Raw genomic sequence first — 17131 nt, forward strand, 5'->3', positions numbered from 1 at the left:
CATGAGCCAGCAATCCGCATCCAAGGCACAGACGATGGACCGCACCCTCTTCGCCAAGCTCACAGGCAATCTTGGCGATCAGGCGCTGCTTGCCAAGATCGGCACGGCCTTCTCCCAGGTCTATGCCGAATTCCTGCCGGATATGATCAAGAACGAGACCGGTCTCGACAGCGGTATCGCCTATGGCGGCTGCCAGTCCGGCCTCATGAAAGACCTGATCGCCGGTCTTGGCGGCAACCACGCCCTGGTCAACGCCTCGCTGCGCAATTGGTCATCCAAATTCGTGCTCGGCTGCGGCTCCGGTTTCATCATGACGCTGATGGAGCATATGCTGGGGGGACGCGCCGAAGACATGGAAGCGGCCATTGCCCGGCCGCTTTCGGTGATCGAACTCGATCTTTCCGTCATGGTGTTCGAAAAGATCGCCAATGTGCTCCGCTCGGCGGTCAATGCTCAGGGCGGCTTCGAGCCCTATCTCGATCCGCCCTACAATGTCGAAGAGGCAATGGCGCAGATCACCGACGAGAATGACGATTTCGCCGCTGCGATCACGATGACGGTTTCGCTCGGCAAGTCCATTTCCCAGATCGTCATCATCGTGCCGCAGCGCGATCTGCTGCGCACCGTTGTCAGCGCACCGCGGGCGAAGAACCCGACGGCCGCATCGCAGGCATGGTCGGACCAGCTCAACGAGCAGGTTCGCCGCTCGCAAGTGACGCTCGAGGCACGCATCCGCCTGCAATCCCTGACGCTCGACACGATTTCCAAGCTTGCGGTCGGCGATACCATTCCCTTCATGGACAATAGCGGCGACGTGCGGGTCGAGGTCAGCGCCAACAGCAAGGACCTCTATATCTGCGAGTTCGGCCGCTCTGGCGAAAATTACACGGTGCGCGTCAAGGACAATGTGAATTCCGACGACGAGCTTCTGCGGCACCTGATGAATTGATCAGCCGGCGGGTGGCTCCCACCCACGGCAGCTTGAGGCAAGTTTCAACTGGAATAGTGATTTCATGGCTACGAAGACGACACAGCAAAGCAACGAGGAATCGCTGGAATTTCCAAACAGCGACGCCGCATTGGACGACGCCATCGATGGTCTGCGCGGCGTCCTGAAGAAGGATAGCGACGGCGGCATGCCGGATTTCGCAGCTGACCAGTTTGGCGCGGAGCCCAGCACCGACCTCTCCACCTTCGGCGATTTCGGCGACGAGGATTCCGGCCCAGCCTTCGCGGACAGCGATTTCGGCGAAGCCTCTCCGGCGCCCGCCGCTCTTGGCAGCGCATTGGCCGCCAATCTCGACATGATCATGGATATCCCGATCGACGTCCAGATCGTGCTCGGCACCAGCCGCATGCAGGTCTCCGGCCTGATGAACCTGACCGAAGGCGCAATCATAGCGCTCGACAAGAAGATCGGCGAACCGGTCGAAATCACAGTAAACGGCCGCAAGATCGGTCGGGGCGAAATTACCGTTCTGGAACATGATGACACCAGGTTCGGTATCAAGCTCACAGAAATATACAACACAAAGAAAAGCTGAACCCGGCTCATGATGAGCCCAATCCCGGTGAGGGATGGAGACGAAGACCATGATGGACTTTGACGATTTCAGCGGCGCACTCGCCGAGAAACCGTTATCGCAGACTGAAAAAGCGGCCGCCGTCCTTCTCGCCATGGGAAAGCAGGTAGCAGGACGGCTGCTCAAATATTTTACCCAGAATGAATTGCAGATGATCATCGCCTCGGCGCAGTCGCTGAGGCTCATTCCGCCGGACGAACTGGCGCAGCTCGTGGCGGAATTCGAGGATCTGTTCACCGAAGGCGCAGGCCTTATGGACAATGCGAAGGCCATCGAGAGCATTCTCGAGGAAGGCCTAACACCGGACGAAGTGGACAGCCTGCTCGGCCGCCGCACCGCCTTCCAGGCTTACGAAACCTCCATCTGGGATCGCCTGGGCGAGGCCGATCCGGTCTTCGTGGCCAAATTCCTCCTGCGCGAGCATCCGCAGACCATCGCTTATGTGCTGTCGATGATGCCTTCCGCTTTCGGCGCGAAAGTTTTGCTGCAGCTTCCCGAAGCGCAGCGTCCCGACATCATGAACCGCACGGTCAACCTGAAGGACGTCAGCCCGAAGGCAGCACAGATCATCGAGAACCGCGTTCTCGGCCTGATGGCGGAAATCGATGCGGAGCGCAATGCTTCCGGCTCGACCAAGGTCGCCGACCTGATGAACGAACTCGACAAGCCCGTGGTCGACACCCTGCTCAGCTCGCTCGAAACGATCAACAAGGAATCGGTCGAGAAGGTCCGTCCGAAGATCTTCCTCTTCGACGATCTGATCCGCATGCCGCAGCCAAGCCGCGTCCTGTTGCTCAACGACATCGCCTCGGACATCCTGACCATGGCGCTACGTGGCTCAAGCAACGAGATTCGCGAGATCGTCCTCTCCTCGATCAGCCCGCGTCAGCGCCGCATGATCGAATCGGATCTGCAGATGGGCAATGCCGGCGTCAACCCGCGCGAAATCGCCATCGCGCGGCGGGCCATCGCACAGGAAGCCATCCGTCTTGCCAACTCTGGCCAGATCGAGCTCAAGCCCAAGGAAAATACGCCTGTGGAAGAAGCAGCTTGATCTCACCGCGACTCACTTGATTCGTCTTAGAGTGCTTAGCTTAGGGCCGCGTATGATGCGCGGCCCCTTTCCGTTTGCGAAGGACGACTGCTTTGGCTGGCGAAGACAAAGACAGTAGAACAGAAAGGCCGACGGAGAAAAAACTCCGCGACACCATGGAGAAGGGCAATGTGCCTCACTCCAGGGAGGCAACCATCTTTGCCTCCATGCTCGCGACCGTCATCTATGTCACCTTCTTCCTGCCGGAGCGCATCGGCCGCATGGGAGAAGTGCTGCGCGATCTCTTCGAAAAGCCGGATCAATGGCAGATCGAAACCGGGCCCGACGCGATTTCGCTTTTCACCCGCATAGGCTGGGAAGCCGGTAACCTCGTGATGCCCGCCGTTGTGCTCTTCTTCACCTTCGGCATCGGCGCCTCGATTTTCCAAAACCTGCCGACACCAGTTCTGGAGCGAATCAGGCCGCAGTTCTCGCGGATCTCACCCGCATCCGGCTGGAAACGCCTTTTCAGCATGACCGGCCTGGTGGAATTCGGCAAATCGCTTGCGAAGATCGTTCTCGTCAGCATCGTCATGTTTTTCGTGCTGCGCAGCCAGTTCTTTCATTCGATCGATTCGATGGCTTCGGACCCACAAACCATCTTCGTGCGCCTGTCGACGATCGTTCAGCGAATCCTCATCATCGTGCTCCTGGCAACCGCCGTCGTCGGCATCGCCGACATTTTGTGGAGCCGATATCACTGGTTCGACGAGCTGAAGATGACCAAGCAGGAGGTCAAGGACGAGCTCAAGCAGTCGCAGGGCGACCCGATCGTCAAGTCGCGCCAGCGCTCGATCGCACGCGATCGCGCCCGCCGGCGCATGATGAAACAGGTTCCGCGCGCCACCCTCGTCATCGCCAATCCGACACACTTTGCCGTGGCGCTGCGCTACGTGCGGGAGGAAGGCGACGCGCCCGTCGTCGTCGCCAAGGGCCAGGACCTGATTGCGTTGAAGATCAGAGAGATAGCCGAGGCCAACAATATTCCGGTTTTCGAGGATCCACCCCTCGCGCGCTCCATGTTTGCGCAAGTCTCGGTTGATAGCGTCATACCGTCAGTATTTTACAAGGCCGTCGCCGAGCTCATCCATCGGATCTATGCCGCGCAGTCGAATAGAAAACGGGTACGATAAACCAAATGAAAAAATGCCCCTACTCTGCCGAACGTGAAAAAATCCTCGCGGAAGCCATCAGCCCCGTCGCGAGCGAGCTCCGCCTCCTCGACGCCGCCGATCTGATCTCATTGCTCCGCTTCGAACGATACGGCAATCTCGCCGACCTCGTAGCCTCGGCGGCCGAACTCTATTTCCTGCCCGGTACTGTCAATTTCGGCCTCGGTGGCGATTACAAGCTCGATTGGGGCGGCCCTGCGGAAGTGACGATCGACCTGGAAATCAAGCCGCCGGGCGTGACCGTTTATGCCAAACTGGCGCTGGCGGAGCACTATGCCGGCATCGAGATCAACCATATCGCCTTCGACAAGGCGTCCACCGATCCCGATGAGAACACGGCGCTTTTCGCGCGTAGCCTCAGGGATGCGCGTTATGTGACGCGCGGCGAAACGGCACGCGTGTTCTGAGCCGTTCAAGACGTCAAAGCACTTCCAGGAAAAGTGCGTAGCGGTTTTCCGTCCGGAATGCGTCAAGAAACAAAAAGATAGAGCGTTTTCGCGATTCGAAGAAAAGCGGAAATGCTCTAGAGATTGACGAAAGCTATCCGCCGAGGCGCTGAAAATCAGCTTATGTAGCCGAAGCGGATCGCTTTCGCGATCGCCTGGATGCGATTGACGCTATCGAGCTTGATGGTCGCAGAGCCGAGATAGGCGTTCACAGTGTGGACCGACAATCCCAGCTTCTCGGCGATTTCTTCACTGATGCGCCCGTCGCCGGCAAGCTGCAGGCAGGCGATTTCACGCTCGCTGAGGGCTTCGGCGTCCTGGGAGCGGCGCTCGTCCAGCGACAATAGCGCCATCATGATCTGGCAGCTGCGACCATGCAGCTCGACGATCATATCGCTCGCCAGATCCATGAATTTTGCGGTGAAGACCACATAGCCGTTGCCAACCGCCCCCAGACGTACGGGAAAGGCGACGCCGGCAAAGGGCAGAAGATGCGGTTTCAGGCGCTGAGTAAAGGCGGCAAAGTCCGGTGTCTCGGCGGTGCTGTCGCTATCCCTGCCATTCCACATAAGCGGAAGCAGCGATTTGTCGATGTGCTCGATCATGGCTTCGCTGTAAGCCTCGACGAAAGCCTTGCCCATAACGGAATTGGCCGACCCCCAATTGTCGAGTTCGCTGACGAGACGCTGCTTGTGCGGCAGGCCGGAGCCATGGAGGCGATAAACTGCGAAATGCTGCGCATCGATCAACTTCTGCATCGACACCAGCTTCGGGAAGAGATCGGAGCGGCCAGAAATCCGGCCCGAACGGGTTAGCCGCGGTTCCGCCGGCATATCCGTCGTCCTGTCTGGCTGATAGCGCATTCAGTGAGCCTTCAAACGAGATTGTTTCGCACGGCGAAGGCGATTGCCTCCGACCGGGTCTTGGTGGCGGTCTTGCGCATGACGCTGGTGATGTAGTTGTTGATGGTATTGCGCGAGATGCCGAGGATCATGGCAATCTCGTCGCTGGTCTTGCCTTCGGCGATCCAGAACAAACATTCCAGCTCACGCTCGGTAAGATCGAAATCGCGCTCCGACTTGCTTTCGAAGCAGCGGATCGAGCTGGCGAGATAGCCTGACAGCAGGCCGACATCGCGCAGCCGCTCCGGCGAGAGCGTCTCGGATTCGCGGACCAGCAGCAATAGAGAGAAGCGTGTACGACCGACATTGAAGGTCAAAGCGTAATATCGGCGGCTGATGCCATCAGGCAGCTCGACGTCATCCGGCAAGGAGGCCAGGCTCGGCTGGAACAGCGACATGCATTTTTCCAGCTCGCCGATACGGCCATAGCCGCCCGTCAATTCCGATGCCAGCCGCCTCACGAGATCGAAAGGCCAGTCGGAGGACACGACGAAGTCCAGCCCGCTTTCCTGGATGAGATCGCAGCGCGCCAAGAGGTAGCCGTAGGCACCCGCATAGCTCGTCAGCGAGCGAAGGCCGGCTTGCAGATAGGCCGGGCCGGAAACGGTACCCAGCTGAAGAATGAGCTGCTCGCGCGACATGGCGCCCGTGGACGCGACCGACCGCGCATCCCAATCGCCTTTGCTCGTCTGCGATATCTGCATGTCCATTCTTGCATTTCCTGCCACTGTTGGACGATCATTCGTCAACGAGAGCACTATTCCGTTGAAACCCGGTGCATCACCCTGGAAAGCGAATATCGACCTTCCGCAGGGCATCAGAACCGAATCATTGTCTACCGCGATACAAACACATCCCGGTGAAGGCGGGTGGATGAAATACACCCATCATTGAATTTCATGTGGGCAACCGGATCGGCACAGGCGTTGCGGACACAATCAGCGAACCATGAACTGATTTTTCCCGCGCTCCGGACTCTGCAACACTTCGAACCGGCGATACGCTGAAATCGAAGGCCTATTCGCGCGAACTGAACAACTGATACGCAAAGGCACTTTACCAGTAAGTCGATTCTTTATGCCCAGCAACGGAATTGCAAGCGAAATTCCATCTTACGAACACGTCAAACTATCCGGCAGCGGCTAACGGGTCACAGTTTTCTCAGTATTGAAGGCAGAAACCACCGGGATAAAACAAAAAGACCGGGATTTCTCCCGGTCCTGTTGATCAGGCTGCCTTGTCGACGGCCCATTTTCTGAGGATCTTTGCGGCGCGTTCCTCGCTGATTTCCACCATCCGCGACAGGCGACGCTCCGGTCCTTCCTTGACCCGACGGTTGAAGGTGCCGCTATCGTCGCCCATCGTCAGCAGATCGTCGGTGCTGTCGAAGCCGAAGTCGGAGCCGAAGCCGTCCATCAGCGCGGCGCCGGGGCCGCCGACGGCGGGAGCGAAGTCGGGCAGTTCCAAGCCGGCCGCCTCAGGCAATGCCGTGCCACCGGCTGCGCCGCCGCCAAGCGAGCGGATCAGCGGACGGAAGCCCATCCAGACGATGAGGAAGGCGACGGGCGACGAAGGCCAGCGAGTTGATGATACCGGCCATGTTGCGGCTCAGCATATCGGTGATGCTAAAGCTGGAGGCGGTATCTTCGAGCAGCTGGTTGTCGAGGAAGTCCATCGCATTGACGGTGACGATGTCGCCGCGCCCCTGGTCGACGCCTGCAGCAGTCGCCACGATCTTCTGCATTTCGGCGATATAGGCATCGATCTTCGCCTGATCGGCACCCTGGCCGAGCATCTGTGCGACGCGGCCCTTGTTGACCACCACGGCGACGGAGAGCTTTTCGATCTTGTAGCTGTTGCGCGTCGTGGCCGTCGTCTTGCTGTTGATTTCGTAGTTGGTCTGCTCTTCGCGCTTGTCGGATTGGTCGTTCGACGTCGGCGTATTGCCGCCGGATTGCGGAGCGGCCTGCGGAATATTCTGTTCCACGGTCGCTGCGGTATCGGGCTGGTTCTGCTGCGACTTCTGCGCTTCCTTCACTGTGCGGACCGAACGTTCGACCTTCGAATCCGGGTCGTAGGTGGTTTCCTGCACCTGCTGACTGTCGGTGTTGAGCTGCGCCGTTACGCTCGAGCGGAAATTGTCCATGCCGAGGAAGGGGGCGAGAGCCTTGTTGATGTTCGATTCGACTTCGCTCTGTACATTCTGGACGATGCCGAGATTGCGGGTGAGCACGCCATTGCTGGGGTCGTCACCCGATGCCAGCAGCTGGCCGGTCGAGTCGAGAATGGTAACGTCGTCGACCTCGAGCCCCGGAACGGCCGAGGCAACGAGATGCCGGATCGCCGATGCCGATTTGCGGGCTGCCTCGGAGCTGGCACGGATCATCACCGAGGCCGTCGGCTTCTGATCCGCCTTACGGAAATTGCCGGTATCCTGCATGACGATATGGACGCGCGCGGCGCTGATGCCTGCGATGGAGGTGATGGTACGGCCGATTTCGCCCTCAAGGGCGCGAACGCGGGTGACTTCCTGCATGAAGGAGGTGAGGCCGAGCGAACCGACATTGTCGAACAGCTCGTAACCGGCATTGCCGCTATTGGGCAGGCCACGCTCGGCAAGCAGTGCGCGAGCCTTGCCGGTCATGCCTGCCGGAACGGTCAGGCTGGTGCCATCCGTGCCGACCTGGAAATTGATCTTGGCTTCTGCGAGCGCGATGCTGATCTGGTTGAGATCCGTCGCATCCAGGCCGACATAGAGCGTCTCCTGGGAAGGCTTATTGACGTAAAGGGCTGCAAACAGGATCAGGACCATGGACACAGCGCCCACGCCACCCAGGATCAGCAGCCGCGTTCTCCCGAGATTCTGGATGTTCCGGAACAATGGAACTAATTGATTTAACAGATTCATTCTGTTCTCGCACGATTCGTCAAAGACCTGATGGCTTTGTGTCCTGCAGCGAAAATAGAAATCGAAACTTGTGCGAGCGTTTCGTCCGGCCAGGAAAAGGGGAAAAAGCCGGGGAGAAGTGGTTAAAATTATATAAGAAAAACAATATACATGTTGAGCGTTCGACTAGAAGAAGTCGAAATCGCCAGCGGCTTTCGCCATGGGCTGCGAGTGGGCATGCAAGGTGCCTCCGCCGAGTGCCTTTTGCATCTCCGTCAGCTTGACGAGGCTCAATGCCGTCGCAAGATCGACCGTCCATCCGTCCGGCATGGCGCCGGCAATGGTATCGATGAATTCGGCAATGCCGCGCGTCTTCTGGACGGCAAGGTCGATGCCCTGAATGACTTTCACCGCATCGGGCGATTCCAGCACATGCGCACCGCCGACATCGAGCAGCTGCGGCTCGATGCGCTCGATCAGATAGGCCACGTCATGCAGTTCGGAGACGATACGCAAAAGGATGGCCGGGAGGGTTTCCTCGATGGCGGTCATTTCGGCGCGCTGGAAGGCAGTCATGCAGTAGCCTCGCTGATCAGAAAAATTCGATCGTGTTGTCGACCGGCTTTGGAGCGACGACCGGACGCTGTTCCAGCGCCACGGTCTTCTGTGTCTCCGCGCCGGTAAGCGGATATTGCCTGGCGCGTCCGGAGATCGGCCAATATTCAATCTTGCGCCCATGTTCGCCGCCCGTGCTTGAGCTGACGACCGGGATGCCTTCATCCCTGAGGAACTGCATGGCGAAAGCGGCATTCTGCTCGCCGACATTGGAGAAAGTCGCAATCGTCTTGGCGCCGCCGAAGACCTTTGCCTCCAGCCGATCGCGCCGCGCACCCTTCTTCAAAAGGCCGTTGATCAGAAGCTCCATCAGGTGCACGCCGTAGCGCGTCGCATCACCACCGCTCATCGGCGAGCTTGCCATTCCCGGGAGGAGGAAATGGTTCATGCCACCGACGCCGGCGATCGGATCGCGCAGGCAGGCCGCCACGCAGGAGCCGAGAATGGTTGCCAGCACCACGTCCGGGTCGCTGACAACCTTGTACTCGCCCTGAATGATGTGCATGCGACGGGCTGCACCCTCGACAATCATTTCAGTGCTCCGAACACGGCCTCGATGGCTGCCTTCATCTTTTCCATGGTGAATGGCTTGGCCAGGACGTTGTTGGCGCCGAGCTGGGCCGCTTTCTGGACCAGGGCACGGTCGCCCTGTGCCGTCAGGATGATGAAGGCCGCCTTCTTGGTTGCCGGATTGGTGCGGACGGCCTGCAGCAGCCCGAGCCCATCCATCTTCGGCATGTTGAAATCCGAGATGACCAGATGATGCGGCTGCTGCTGCATGATCTTCATGCCCTGCTCGCCGTCGCCGGCGGAGGTGATCTGCTTGAAGCCGAGCTGCGTCAGCGCATCACTCAACAAGAGACGGCTGGTGACCTGATCATCAACGATCAGAACTTTGATTTTCTCCGCTAGAGACATTATTCGCTCCCTTCCTTTCGGGCGGCTGTAATTTTCAAGATTTCCTCGCCAATGGCGTTCAGCGGAAACTGTTGTTCGACGGCACCAAGCTCATGGGCGACCCTCGGCATGCCGTAGACCACGCAGGTCTTTTCGTTCTGGCCGATGGTGCGCGCACCGGCGTGGCGCATCTTGAGGAGACCGGCAGCGCCATCGCGGCCCATGCCGGTCAGGATCACGCCGACGGCGTTGCGGCCAGCCAGTTCGGCGACCGAATCGAAAAGCACGTCGACCGATGGCCGATGACCGTTCACCGGCCCTCCATCCGCCAGACGACACTGGGGCGCCGATGGGTTGACAACCCGCAGGTGCCTGTCACCACCGGGCGCCAGATAGATCTTGCCGATTGCCAGCCGCGCCCCGTCTGTCGCCTCTTCGACGACAGGCGCACAAAGGCGGTTCAACCGCTCGGCAAAACTCCGCGTGAAGCTCGGAGGCATATGCTGGGTGATGACCGTGGGCGGGCAGTTGGCGGGAAACTTCTGCAATACGGTGATCAAGGCCTCGACGCCGCCGGTGGATGAGCCGATGGCGACGATCTTGCGGCCGACACGGAAATCGGCGACGGCGGGCGGCGGCGCGCGCTGGGCGGCGGGCTTGACGAATTGCCGTTGCGAACGAGCGGCCGCCTTGACCTTCTCGGCCAGGTCGCCGAATGGGTGCGGTTCGCCCGGAGAGGGTTTCCCCACGCAATCGAAGGCGCCGATTTCCAGGGCTGCGAGCGTCGCATCGGCGCCGCGATGCGTCATGGTGGAGACCATGATGACCGGCATGGGCCTGAGCGTCATGATCTTTTCCAGAAACTCGAGGCCGTTCATGTTCGGCATCTCGATATCGAGGGTAACGACATCGGGATTGAGCGCCTTGATGGCGGCTCGCGCTTCAAGCGCGTCGCCGGCCTGGCCGATAACATCAACCTCGGGATCTGAACGCAATACGGCTGTGATCAGGCCACGCATGGTCGGGGAATCATCGACCACGAGAACACGGGCAGCAGCGCTCATGATTTCCTCCCCGCGTTCTTGCCGAGATAGCGATAGGTGGTGATGCCTATATTGTCGAAGAGGTGCTTGGCGTCGCCGGCAACGCGCTCGGAATGGCCGATATAGAGGTGGCCGTGGTCCTGGAGCTGGCCGGCAAACCGCCCCCAGATCTTCGTCTGCGTTGGCTCGTCGAAATAGATGACGACGTTGCGGCAGAAGATGACGTCGAACGTGCCCTTGAAGGGCCATTGCGCCAGCAGGTTCAATTCGTTGAAGGTGATCAGCCGCTTGACGCGATCGTCGATCTGGAACTTGCGACGCCCCTGAACATCGACCTCCTGGAACCATTGCTTGCGCATGGCAGGCGAGATCGTTTCGAGTGCCGCCTCATCATAGGCGCCGGCGCGGGCAAGACCGAGGATCTTCGGATCGATATCCGTCGCCAGGATCCTGAAATCGAACTCCGCCGCATTCGGCATCAGCGCCAGTACGGTGAGCGCGATCGAATAAGGCTCCTGCCCATCGGAACAGGCAGCCGACCAGATACGCACCCGGCCACCGGCCTTGGCGCGCGCCAGAAGACCCGGCAGCACCTCGTCGCGCAGATGATCGAAATGATGGTTCTCGCGGAAGAAGCGGGTGAAATTGGTCGTCAGATGCGACAGCATCTCACGTCGTGCAGCACTTCCGGCCGGAGAAGACACCAGCGTGCAGTAATCGCGGAAGCCGCGCAGACCGAGCGCGCGGATATGCTTCGACAGCCGCGAATAGACCAGCGACGCCTTGCTTTCATTGAGGGAAATGCCCGCGTCCGCATAGATCATGGCAGCGATCTCGGCGAGATCGCGCCGGGTCAGCGGATATTCGCCGCTGGCCAGGACCTCGTCCGGCGATGCCTTGAGATCTATCGCTCCCATCACAGTCATGCAGCTTCGCTTTCGTTTTCAGGGAACAGAGCTTCCAGTTCGATCAGGCAGATCATGCGCCGGTCGATCGCGACGATGCCGCGCGCGAACTGCCGTTCATGGTCGGAAGAGATTTCCGGCGTCGGCTGGATGTGGTCGGTCGCGATCGTCAATATGTCCGATACTGCGTCGACCAGAAGACCGACGACCTTACGCTTGACCTGCGCGACGATGATCACATGCCGCGCCGTCAGCTCCGCACGCTTCATGCCGAGCCGGGCCGAGAGATCGATAATCGGCAGCACGGCGCCACGCAGATTGATGACGCCGAGCATGTAGGACGGCGCATGCGGCATGGCAGTTGCCGGCGTCCAACCACGGATTTCGCGCACCGACATGACGTCGATGCAGAATTCCTGGTCGCCGATCCGGAAGGCGATCAGCTCGCGTGCTTCCTGGGTCAGGTTCTTGACGGCAACAGACATGGATTACCCCACCGCCGCGTAGGACATTTCGGCCTTCAGCGACTGCCCACGGGAAGCACCGACCACCGCATCGACATCGAGGATGAGCGCGACACGGCCATCGCCGAGGATGGTGGCGGCCGCAATGCCGGGCACATGTGTGTAGTTCGCTTCGAGGCTCTTGATGACGACCTGGCGCTGGCCCTGAATGGCATCGACCATCAGCGCGCGCTGACCGCCCCCTTCCGATTCCACCAGCAGCGCGACGCCCTCAACAGGATTGGCCTGCGTTGCGCGGAAGTTCAGGATGCGGCCGACATCGACCAGCGGGCAGAAGCTGTTGCGGATCGAGATCAGGCGATGGTTCGCGCCGAAGGAATGGATGGCGGAAGCCTCTGGCTGCAGCGTCTCGACGATCGCCGTCAGCGGCACGACCAGGGTCTGGCCAGCAACCGTCACCACCATGCCGTCGAGAACGGCAAGCGTCAGCGGCAGGCTCATGGTGAAGACCGAGCCCTGCCCCGGCTTGGAGCTGATATTGATACGGCCGCCGAGGGCCTGGATCGAGCGCTTGACCACGTCCATGCCGACGCCGCGGCCGGAAATGTCAGAAATCTTGTCGGCGGTCGAGAAGCCCGGCAGGAAGATCAGGTTGTCGATTTCCTCATCCGAGAGATTGGCGTCCGCAGCGATCAGGTCGTTGTCGATGGCCTTCTGGCGCACTCGCTCGCGGTTGATGCCGGCGCCGTCGTCTGCGAGTTCGATCAGGATGCGGCCGGAACGGTGCTTGGCCGTCAGGCGAACGGTGCCCTCCGGGTTCTTGCCGAGCGTCGCGCGCTTTTCCGGGCTCTCGATGCCGTGGTCGACGGCATTGCGGATCATGTGGGTCAGCGGTTCGGCGAGCTTGTCGATGACGGTCTTGTCGACTTCGGTATTCTCGCCTTCGGTGATCAGGCGGATCGACTTGCCGGTCATATCGGCGATTTCGCGGACGATACGCGACATGCGCTGGAACACCGGCTTCACCGGCTGGGCGCGGATCGCCATGACGCTGTCCTGGATCTCGCGGGTGAGCTGTTGCAGCTCTTCGAGGCCCATGTTGATCGAGGACGCACCATTATTGTCGTTCTCGACGACGCTCTGCGACAGCATCGCCTGGTTGATGACGAGCTCGCCGACCAGATTGATCAGCCGGTCGACGCGGTCGAGATCAACGCGGATGGTCTGACCGACGCCGGCAGCGGCGGCGTTGTTCTGCGCGGCAGCGGCACTGGCGGCGGCGGACGCGGCCAGGGCTGCTTCCTTCTTTTCGACACGGGCGGCAACGGCGGCAAGCTGGGTGACATTGCTCGCAGTTTCAGCAGCCGCAACGGCGGCGGCCGTGTCGCTCTTGGCTGGCGAGGCTTCCTCGATCGCTGCGGCCACGGGCTCGCTGCTGTCTTCGTCTAGAATGGAGAGATCGAAGGGCACGGGAACCATCGGCAGTTCCTCGTCGTCGGAAGAGCCGCCACCGGCTGCGACCGGGCGCACATCGAGCTCGCAATCCCATTCGGCAAATTCGAAGATGGTGCGAATGGCGTCTTCGCCCTTGTCCGTCTTGATCGAGATCGTCCAGCTGAAATAGGCGCCTTCCGGATCGAGTTCGGTGAGACCCGGCAGCGCATCCACGTCGCAATGGACGCTCATCTCGCCCAGCCGCGCCAGATCGCGCAGCAGCAGCGTGGCGTCGTTGCCCTTGGCGTAGAGATCGGAGCGCGGCTTGAAGCTGACCTCGTATTCCGGCATTCCGGCGGCGGGCTCTTCATCGAGACCGAAATCATCGTCGAAGCTGAAGGGGATCGGCTGGAAACCGCTCTCATCGGTCGGCGCGGGTGCGGCTGCCTTCGGAGCGGCCTCGACTGCGACGGCTGCTGACGGTGCCGGCAGCCCGTTTGCCAAGGCTTCCAGCTCCTTCACCAGCCCGCGGCTGCGAGCCTGATCGACACTGCCGCCGTCACGGGCGGCATTGGTGAGGTCCGCCAGAACGTCGGCGGCCTTGAGCATGACCTTCAGGACATCCTGGGTCGGCTCCAGCTTGTTGGATCGAACGCAATCAAGCGTGGTCTCGAAGACGTGGGCAAACGAGACCAGGTCATCCAGACCGAAGGCCCCTGCCCCACCCTTGATGGAATGAACGGCGCGGAAGACGGCATTGACGGTTTCCGGATCGCGGTCGCCATCATTCATTTTCAGGAGACCGGATTCCAGTTCGGCGAGCTGCTCTTCGCACTCCTGGAAGAAAATCTCTTTGATTTCGTTCATATCCATGAGGGGCGGATCCTGGTTAGGCGGTTACACGCTCGATGGCATCAATCAGCTTGGCAGGGTCGAACGGCTTGACGATCCAGCCGGTCGCACCGGCCTGGCGGGCACGGTTCTTCTTTTCAGCGTCGCTCTCGGTCGTCAGCACGAGGATCGGAACGGCGCGGTATCTGTCGTTGCGGCGCACGCCCTCGATGAAGCCGAAGCCATCGAGGCGCGGCATGTTGATGTCGGTGACGATGACGTCCGGGTTGGCTTCTTCCAGAATTTCCAGGCCCTCGACGCCGTCTTCTGCCTGAATGGTCTCGAAACCGGCATTGTTGAGCGTGACGAGAAGCATGTTTCGAATGGTCCGTGAATCATCCACGGTCAGCACTTTTTTCTTCATTGCCGGATCTCCTTGGCAAGCAGATGGGAGATATCGACCCCGATCACCTGCATCGTTTTTTGAAATGCATCCGACACCTTGGAAAAGGTGAAGGACAGCTTGTCCTCATCCCAAGTCTTGGCGGCCGCATGATGACCTGCACGCACAAGGCCCCAATCCTTTCGACGCCGGATGCATCGATCGCGACATTGCTGCCGCGCAACCCCATCAACTTGCCCCGGAGCGTCGAGGCCTCGTTGAGGTCCAGCACCGCAGCCAGACTGATTGTCTTTTCGCCCTTCCTGCTCGGCATCGCTTCATTCCTTGTTGTCTGAAATCAGGCCCACCGGCCCGCATGCACATGAAACAGTAAAATCAGTAGGCATTCCGTTCGCCTCCCCTGGCAGTCCGGCGAAACGGGAAGCCGAAATCGGCCATCTCATCCTCGTCGCGCCCGGCGGCAAACTCATCGCGAACGGGAAGCTGTCGCTGCTGAACGGCTTTCGCCGGAGCCGGAGCCGCCGCATGGCGCGCTCGCATTCGATGCGAAACTCGCGAATGGTCCGGCCAAGCTCGACGACCACGGTCTGCAAATGATCCGCACCTTCCTGCGAACGGTTCGCCAGGCTCTCTCCTGCCGCGGCACGTTCGCTGAAGCCGCCGATATCGGCCGTGAGCGACGTAAGGCCGGCGACCTGCACGTCGCTGGCGGCTGCGATCCCGGTGATCGCTTCGTTGATATCGGTCACCTGGCGGACGATGCTGCCGATCGCATCCTGCGTGCGGCCGACCATCTGGACGCCGGCATCGACCTGCGCCTTGGTGCCCGTCACCAGGACCTTGATCTCGCGTGCCGCATCGGCGGAGCGCTGCGCAAGCGCGCGAACCTCCTGCGCGACGACGGCAAAGCCGCGGCCGCTATCGCCGGCGCGGGCGGCCTCGATGCCGGCATTCAATGCGAGAAGATTGGTCTGGAAGGCGATCTCGTCGATCACGCCGATGATCTGGCCGATCTTTTCGGCCGAGGTCTCGATGTCGGCCATGGCCGAGATTGCCTGACCGACGATCCGGCCGCTGTCTTCGGCAGCCGAGCGCGTGGAAGCGGCCGTGCGTTCTGCCGAGCGTGTATTGGCGGCATTGCCGCGCACCTGATCGGCAAGCTCCGCGAGCTGCCGCGCGGAAGTTGCGAGCCCCCGCGACTGTTCAGCCGAATCCTCGGCGAAAGACCTGGAGGCGCGGGCGATGGCTTCCGTGGTCGTCTCCGCTGCCTGCACGCCGCTGGAAAGCGCTGCAAACTGCTGCTGGATATCAGCCAGCGCGACGTTCAGCGCTTCGGCAACGTCCGTATAGGCTTCGGGACAATCGGCAGGCAGACGGGCCGTCAGATCGCGGTCGGTAAGACTATTGGCCAGTTCGGCAAAAAGATCCGCCGCCTCGGCGCGATCAGCTGTCCGCTGCTCGGCGAGCGCGCGCTGATGGCCGATGCGCAATTCGTTGAAGCGCAGGGACACGGCAATTTCGACATCGACCATGACGAGGCGAACGACCGAGGTGACCAGCTCGCTCAATTCACGAGCGCGGCGCTTGGCTCCGGGCAGAATGGCGCGGCCGCCCATCTCGTCGAGAAGGCCGGCAAGAATATGCTCCAGGACCACGCCGTGGCCGGCAACATGCCAGCGCGGATCGAGGCCCATCTTGCTTTCGCTGTCGGACAGAACCTTGACGCGCTCGGCATAGAGGCTGTCGAAGCGTGCATCCGTCAGCACATCCCAATGCGAGGACTGCAGATCCTGGAGACGCTCGAGCTGGCTTTCGCTGGAAAAATTGCGCGCGGCGTCCGGGAATGCCTGGAAACGATGAAAGAGGTCACGAAGCCCGGCCTTGAGATGGGCCTCGAGCACCGGCCGGTTGCGGCGCAAGGTTTCGCATTGTCCGGCATCGAGACCAGCAAAACGCAAGCGGTCGCGAAGGCTGCCAGCCTGCGCCCTGCCTGCCTGATCTGACGGCGAATCCTGCGCCAAAATCGTCCCCGCCGAACTGCCCGCGCCTGCGCAGGCGAAACTGCCGATGATCCGCGCCAAGCGCTATGAGGAGGCGAGGAAAGGCACAGGCCGCTACGGATCACATGACCGTGGCGCTGAAGCTCGCTCGTTCATCAAAGTCTTTCGCGGACCTGTCTGATGAGATGGATACCGGATCTATACGGTACGGCGGGGCGGCTTCATGCCTGGTGAGAACGAGTCACAATTTTCCCATTCCGACGTTCAAGCTCAATGTTTATGGTTAATTCCTTGCCCGAAGGTTAATGACGGCAGGCCGACCGCGTTGTTTCGAACATCTCTAATTTAGAGCCGCCCTTAATACTTGTTTTATCGAAAGAAAAACTCACGCAGCGTAAGTCACAAGCAAGCTTCATACCTTACGGCTGAAGGCTATAGACACCTTCGATGTCGATA

Annotated in this window: 15 protein-coding genes and 3 pseudogenes; 5 read left to right on the top strand and 13 right to left on the bottom strand. The window is 60.4% G+C overall.

Annotated elements, in window-relative coordinates:
• The first annotated feature begins 1 nt into the window (after position 1).
• The 5 genes from BSK43_RS06355 (at position 2) to BSK43_RS06375 (ending at position 4255) form a co-directional block, all read left to right on the top strand.
• Complete coding sequence (locus BSK43_RS06355; protein ID WP_068397209.1) at positions 2 to 949, top strand: FliM/FliN family flagellar motor switch protein; 948 nt, start codon at positions 2 to 4, stop codon at positions 947 to 949.
• Between the two features lie 64 nt (positions 950 to 1013).
• Positions 1014 to 1544: a flagellar motor switch protein FliN gene (gene fliN, locus BSK43_RS06360; RefSeq protein ID WP_077468683.1), complete on the top strand. Its 531-nt coding sequence runs from the start codon at positions 1014 to 1016 to the stop codon at positions 1542 to 1544.
• Positions 1545 to 1593: 49 nt separating this feature from the next.
• Positions 1594 to 2637: a flagellar motor switch protein FliG gene (gene fliG, locus BSK43_RS06365; RefSeq protein WP_077468682.1), complete on the top strand. Its 1044-nt coding sequence runs from the start codon at positions 1594 to 1596 to the stop codon at positions 2635 to 2637.
• Positions 2638 to 2729: 92 nt separating this feature from the next.
• Complete coding sequence (gene flhB / locus BSK43_RS06370) at positions 2730 to 3809, top strand: flagellar biosynthesis protein FlhB (RefSeq protein ID WP_068397215.1); 1080 nt, start codon at positions 2730 to 2732, stop codon at positions 3807 to 3809.
• A gap of 5 nt (positions 3810 to 3814) precedes the next feature.
• Positions 3815 to 4255 carry a hypothetical protein gene (locus tag BSK43_RS06375; protein WP_068397223.1) on the top strand — a complete coding sequence of 147 codons (441 nt, stop codon included), beginning with the start codon at positions 3815 to 3817 and terminating at the stop codon, positions 4253 to 4255.
• A 155-nt stretch (positions 4256 to 4410) separates the two neighbouring features.
• Here the strand turns inward: BSK43_RS06375 and BSK43_RS06380 are convergent, their stop codons facing one another.
• The 13 genes and pseudogenes from BSK43_RS06380 to BSK43_RS06440 form a co-directional block, all read right to left on the bottom strand.
• Positions 4411 to 5127 carry a helix-turn-helix transcriptional regulator gene (locus tag BSK43_RS06380; RefSeq protein ID WP_136686803.1) on the bottom strand — a complete coding sequence of 239 codons (717 nt, stop codon included), beginning with the start codon at positions 5125 to 5127 and terminating at the stop codon, positions 4411 to 4413.
• A gap of 41 nt (positions 5128 to 5168) precedes the next feature.
• Complete coding sequence (locus BSK43_RS06385; protein WP_077468681.1) at positions 5169 to 5906, bottom strand: helix-turn-helix transcriptional regulator; 738 nt, start codon at positions 5904 to 5906, stop codon at positions 5169 to 5171.
• A gap of 517 nt (positions 5907 to 6423) precedes the next feature.
• Positions 6424 to 8104 (bottom strand): annotated as a pseudogene (gene fliF / locus BSK43_RS06390) (flagellar basal-body MS-ring/collar protein FliF).
• Positions 8105 to 8269: 165 nt separating this feature from the next.
• On the bottom strand, positions 8270 to 8659 hold the full coding sequence (locus BSK43_RS06395; RefSeq protein WP_077468679.1) for a hypothetical protein: 390 nt from the start codon (positions 8657 to 8659) through the stop codon (positions 8270 to 8272).
• A gap of 16 nt (positions 8660 to 8675) precedes the next feature.
• Positions 8676 to 9230 carry a chemoreceptor glutamine deamidase CheD gene (cheD, locus tag BSK43_RS06400; protein ID WP_068397236.1) on the bottom strand — a complete coding sequence of 185 codons (555 nt, stop codon included), beginning with the start codon at positions 9228 to 9230 and terminating at the stop codon, positions 8676 to 8678.
• Complete coding sequence (locus BSK43_RS06405; protein ID WP_034488643.1) at positions 9227 to 9616, bottom strand: response regulator; 390 nt, start codon at positions 9614 to 9616, stop codon at positions 9227 to 9229. The genes cheD and BSK43_RS06405 overlap by 4 nt, the downstream gene beginning before the upstream one ends.
• On the bottom strand, positions 9616 to 10659 hold the full coding sequence (cheB, locus tag BSK43_RS06410; protein WP_077468678.1) for a protein-glutamate O-methylesterase CheB: 1044 nt from the start codon (positions 10657 to 10659) through the stop codon (positions 9616 to 9618). The genes BSK43_RS06405 and cheB overlap by 1 nt, the downstream gene beginning before the upstream one ends.
• The gene (locus BSK43_RS06415) at positions 10656 to 11564 is read right to left on the bottom strand and encodes a protein-glutamate O-methyltransferase (protein WP_068397242.1); all 909 of its coding nucleotides are present in this window, start codon (positions 11562 to 11564) and stop codon (positions 10656 to 10658) included. The genes cheB and BSK43_RS06415 overlap by 4 nt, the downstream gene beginning before the upstream one ends.
• Entirely contained in the window at positions 11561 to 12028 is a 468-nt protein-coding gene (locus tag BSK43_RS06420; RefSeq protein ID WP_077468677.1) for a chemotaxis protein CheW, read from the bottom strand. Before BSK43_RS06420 ends, BSK43_RS06415 begins: the two co-directional genes overlap by 4 nt.
• Positions 12029 to 12031: 3 nt before the next feature.
• Positions 12032 to 14314: a chemotaxis protein CheA gene (locus BSK43_RS06425; protein WP_077468676.1), complete on the bottom strand. Its 2283-nt coding sequence runs from the start codon at positions 14312 to 14314 to the stop codon at positions 12032 to 12034.
• Between the two features lie 16 nt (positions 14315 to 14330).
• Entirely contained in the window at positions 14331 to 14696 is a 366-nt protein-coding gene (gene cheY1 / locus BSK43_RS06430; RefSeq protein WP_004128526.1) for a chemotaxis response regulator CheY1, read from the bottom strand.
• Positions 14693 to 14988 (bottom strand): annotated as a pseudogene (locus BSK43_RS06435) (STAS domain-containing protein). Before BSK43_RS06435 ends, cheY1 begins: the two are co-directional and overlap by 4 nt.
• Before the next feature lie 62 nt (positions 14989 to 15050).
• A pseudogene (locus BSK43_RS06440) lies at positions 15051 to 16696 on the bottom strand (globin-coupled sensor protein).
• Positions 16697 to 17131 lie beyond the last annotated feature (435 nt).

This window comes from Rhizobium sp. P44RR-XXIV, from assembly GCF_001999485.2.
GTDB lineage: Bacteria > Pseudomonadota > Alphaproteobacteria > Rhizobiales > Rhizobiaceae > Rhizobium.

Excerpts from the sequence above, each read along its gene's own strand:
- BSK43_RS06405 (WP_034488643.1), bottom strand. The coding sequence starts at position 9,616 with ATGTCTCTAGCGGAGAAAATCAAAGTTCTGATCGTTGATGATCAGGTC.
- fliG (WP_077468682.1), top strand. The coding sequence starts at position 1,594 with ATGATGGACTTTGACGATTTCAGCGGCGCACTCGCCGAGAAACCGTTA.
- BSK43_RS06385 (WP_077468681.1), bottom strand. The coding sequence starts at position 5,906 with ATGGACATGCAGATATCGCAGACGAGCAAAGGCGATTGGGATGCGCGG.
- cheY1 (WP_004128526.1), bottom strand. The coding sequence starts at position 14,696 with ATGAAGAAAAAAGTGCTGACCGTGGATGATTCACGGACCATTCGAAAC.
- BSK43_RS06375 (WP_068397223.1), top strand. The coding sequence starts at position 3,815 with ATGAAAAAATGCCCCTACTCTGCCGAACGTGAAAAAATCCTCGCGGAA.
- BSK43_RS06420 (WP_077468677.1), bottom strand. The coding sequence starts at position 12,028 with ATGTCTGTTGCCGTCAAGAACCTGACCCAGGAAGCACGCGAGCTGATC.
- BSK43_RS06425 (WP_077468676.1), bottom strand. The coding sequence starts at position 14,314 with ATGGATATGAACGAAATCAAAGAGATTTTCTTCCAGGAGTGCGAAGAG.
- fliN (WP_077468683.1), top strand. The coding sequence starts at position 1,014 with ATGGCTACGAAGACGACACAGCAAAGCAACGAGGAATCGCTGGAATTT.
- BSK43_RS06355 (WP_068397209.1), top strand. The coding sequence starts at position 2 with ATGAGCCAGCAATCCGCATCCAAGGCACAGACGATGGACCGCACCCTC.
- BSK43_RS06380 (WP_136686803.1), bottom strand. The coding sequence starts at position 5,127 with ATGCCGGCGGAACCGCGGCTAACCCGTTCGGGCCGGATTTCTGGCCGC.
- cheB (WP_077468678.1), bottom strand. The coding sequence starts at position 10,659 with ATGAGCGCTGCTGCCCGTGTTCTCGTGGTCGATGATTCCCCGACCATG.
- BSK43_RS06415 (WP_068397242.1), bottom strand. The coding sequence starts at position 11,564 with ATGACTGTGATGGGAGCGATAGATCTCAAGGCATCGCCGGACGAGGTC.
- BSK43_RS06395 (WP_077468679.1), bottom strand. The coding sequence starts at position 8,659 with ATGACTGCCTTCCAGCGCGCCGAAATGACCGCCATCGAGGAAACCCTC.
- cheD (WP_068397236.1), bottom strand. The coding sequence starts at position 9,230 with ATGATTGTCGAGGGTGCAGCCCGTCGCATGCACATCATTCAGGGCGAG.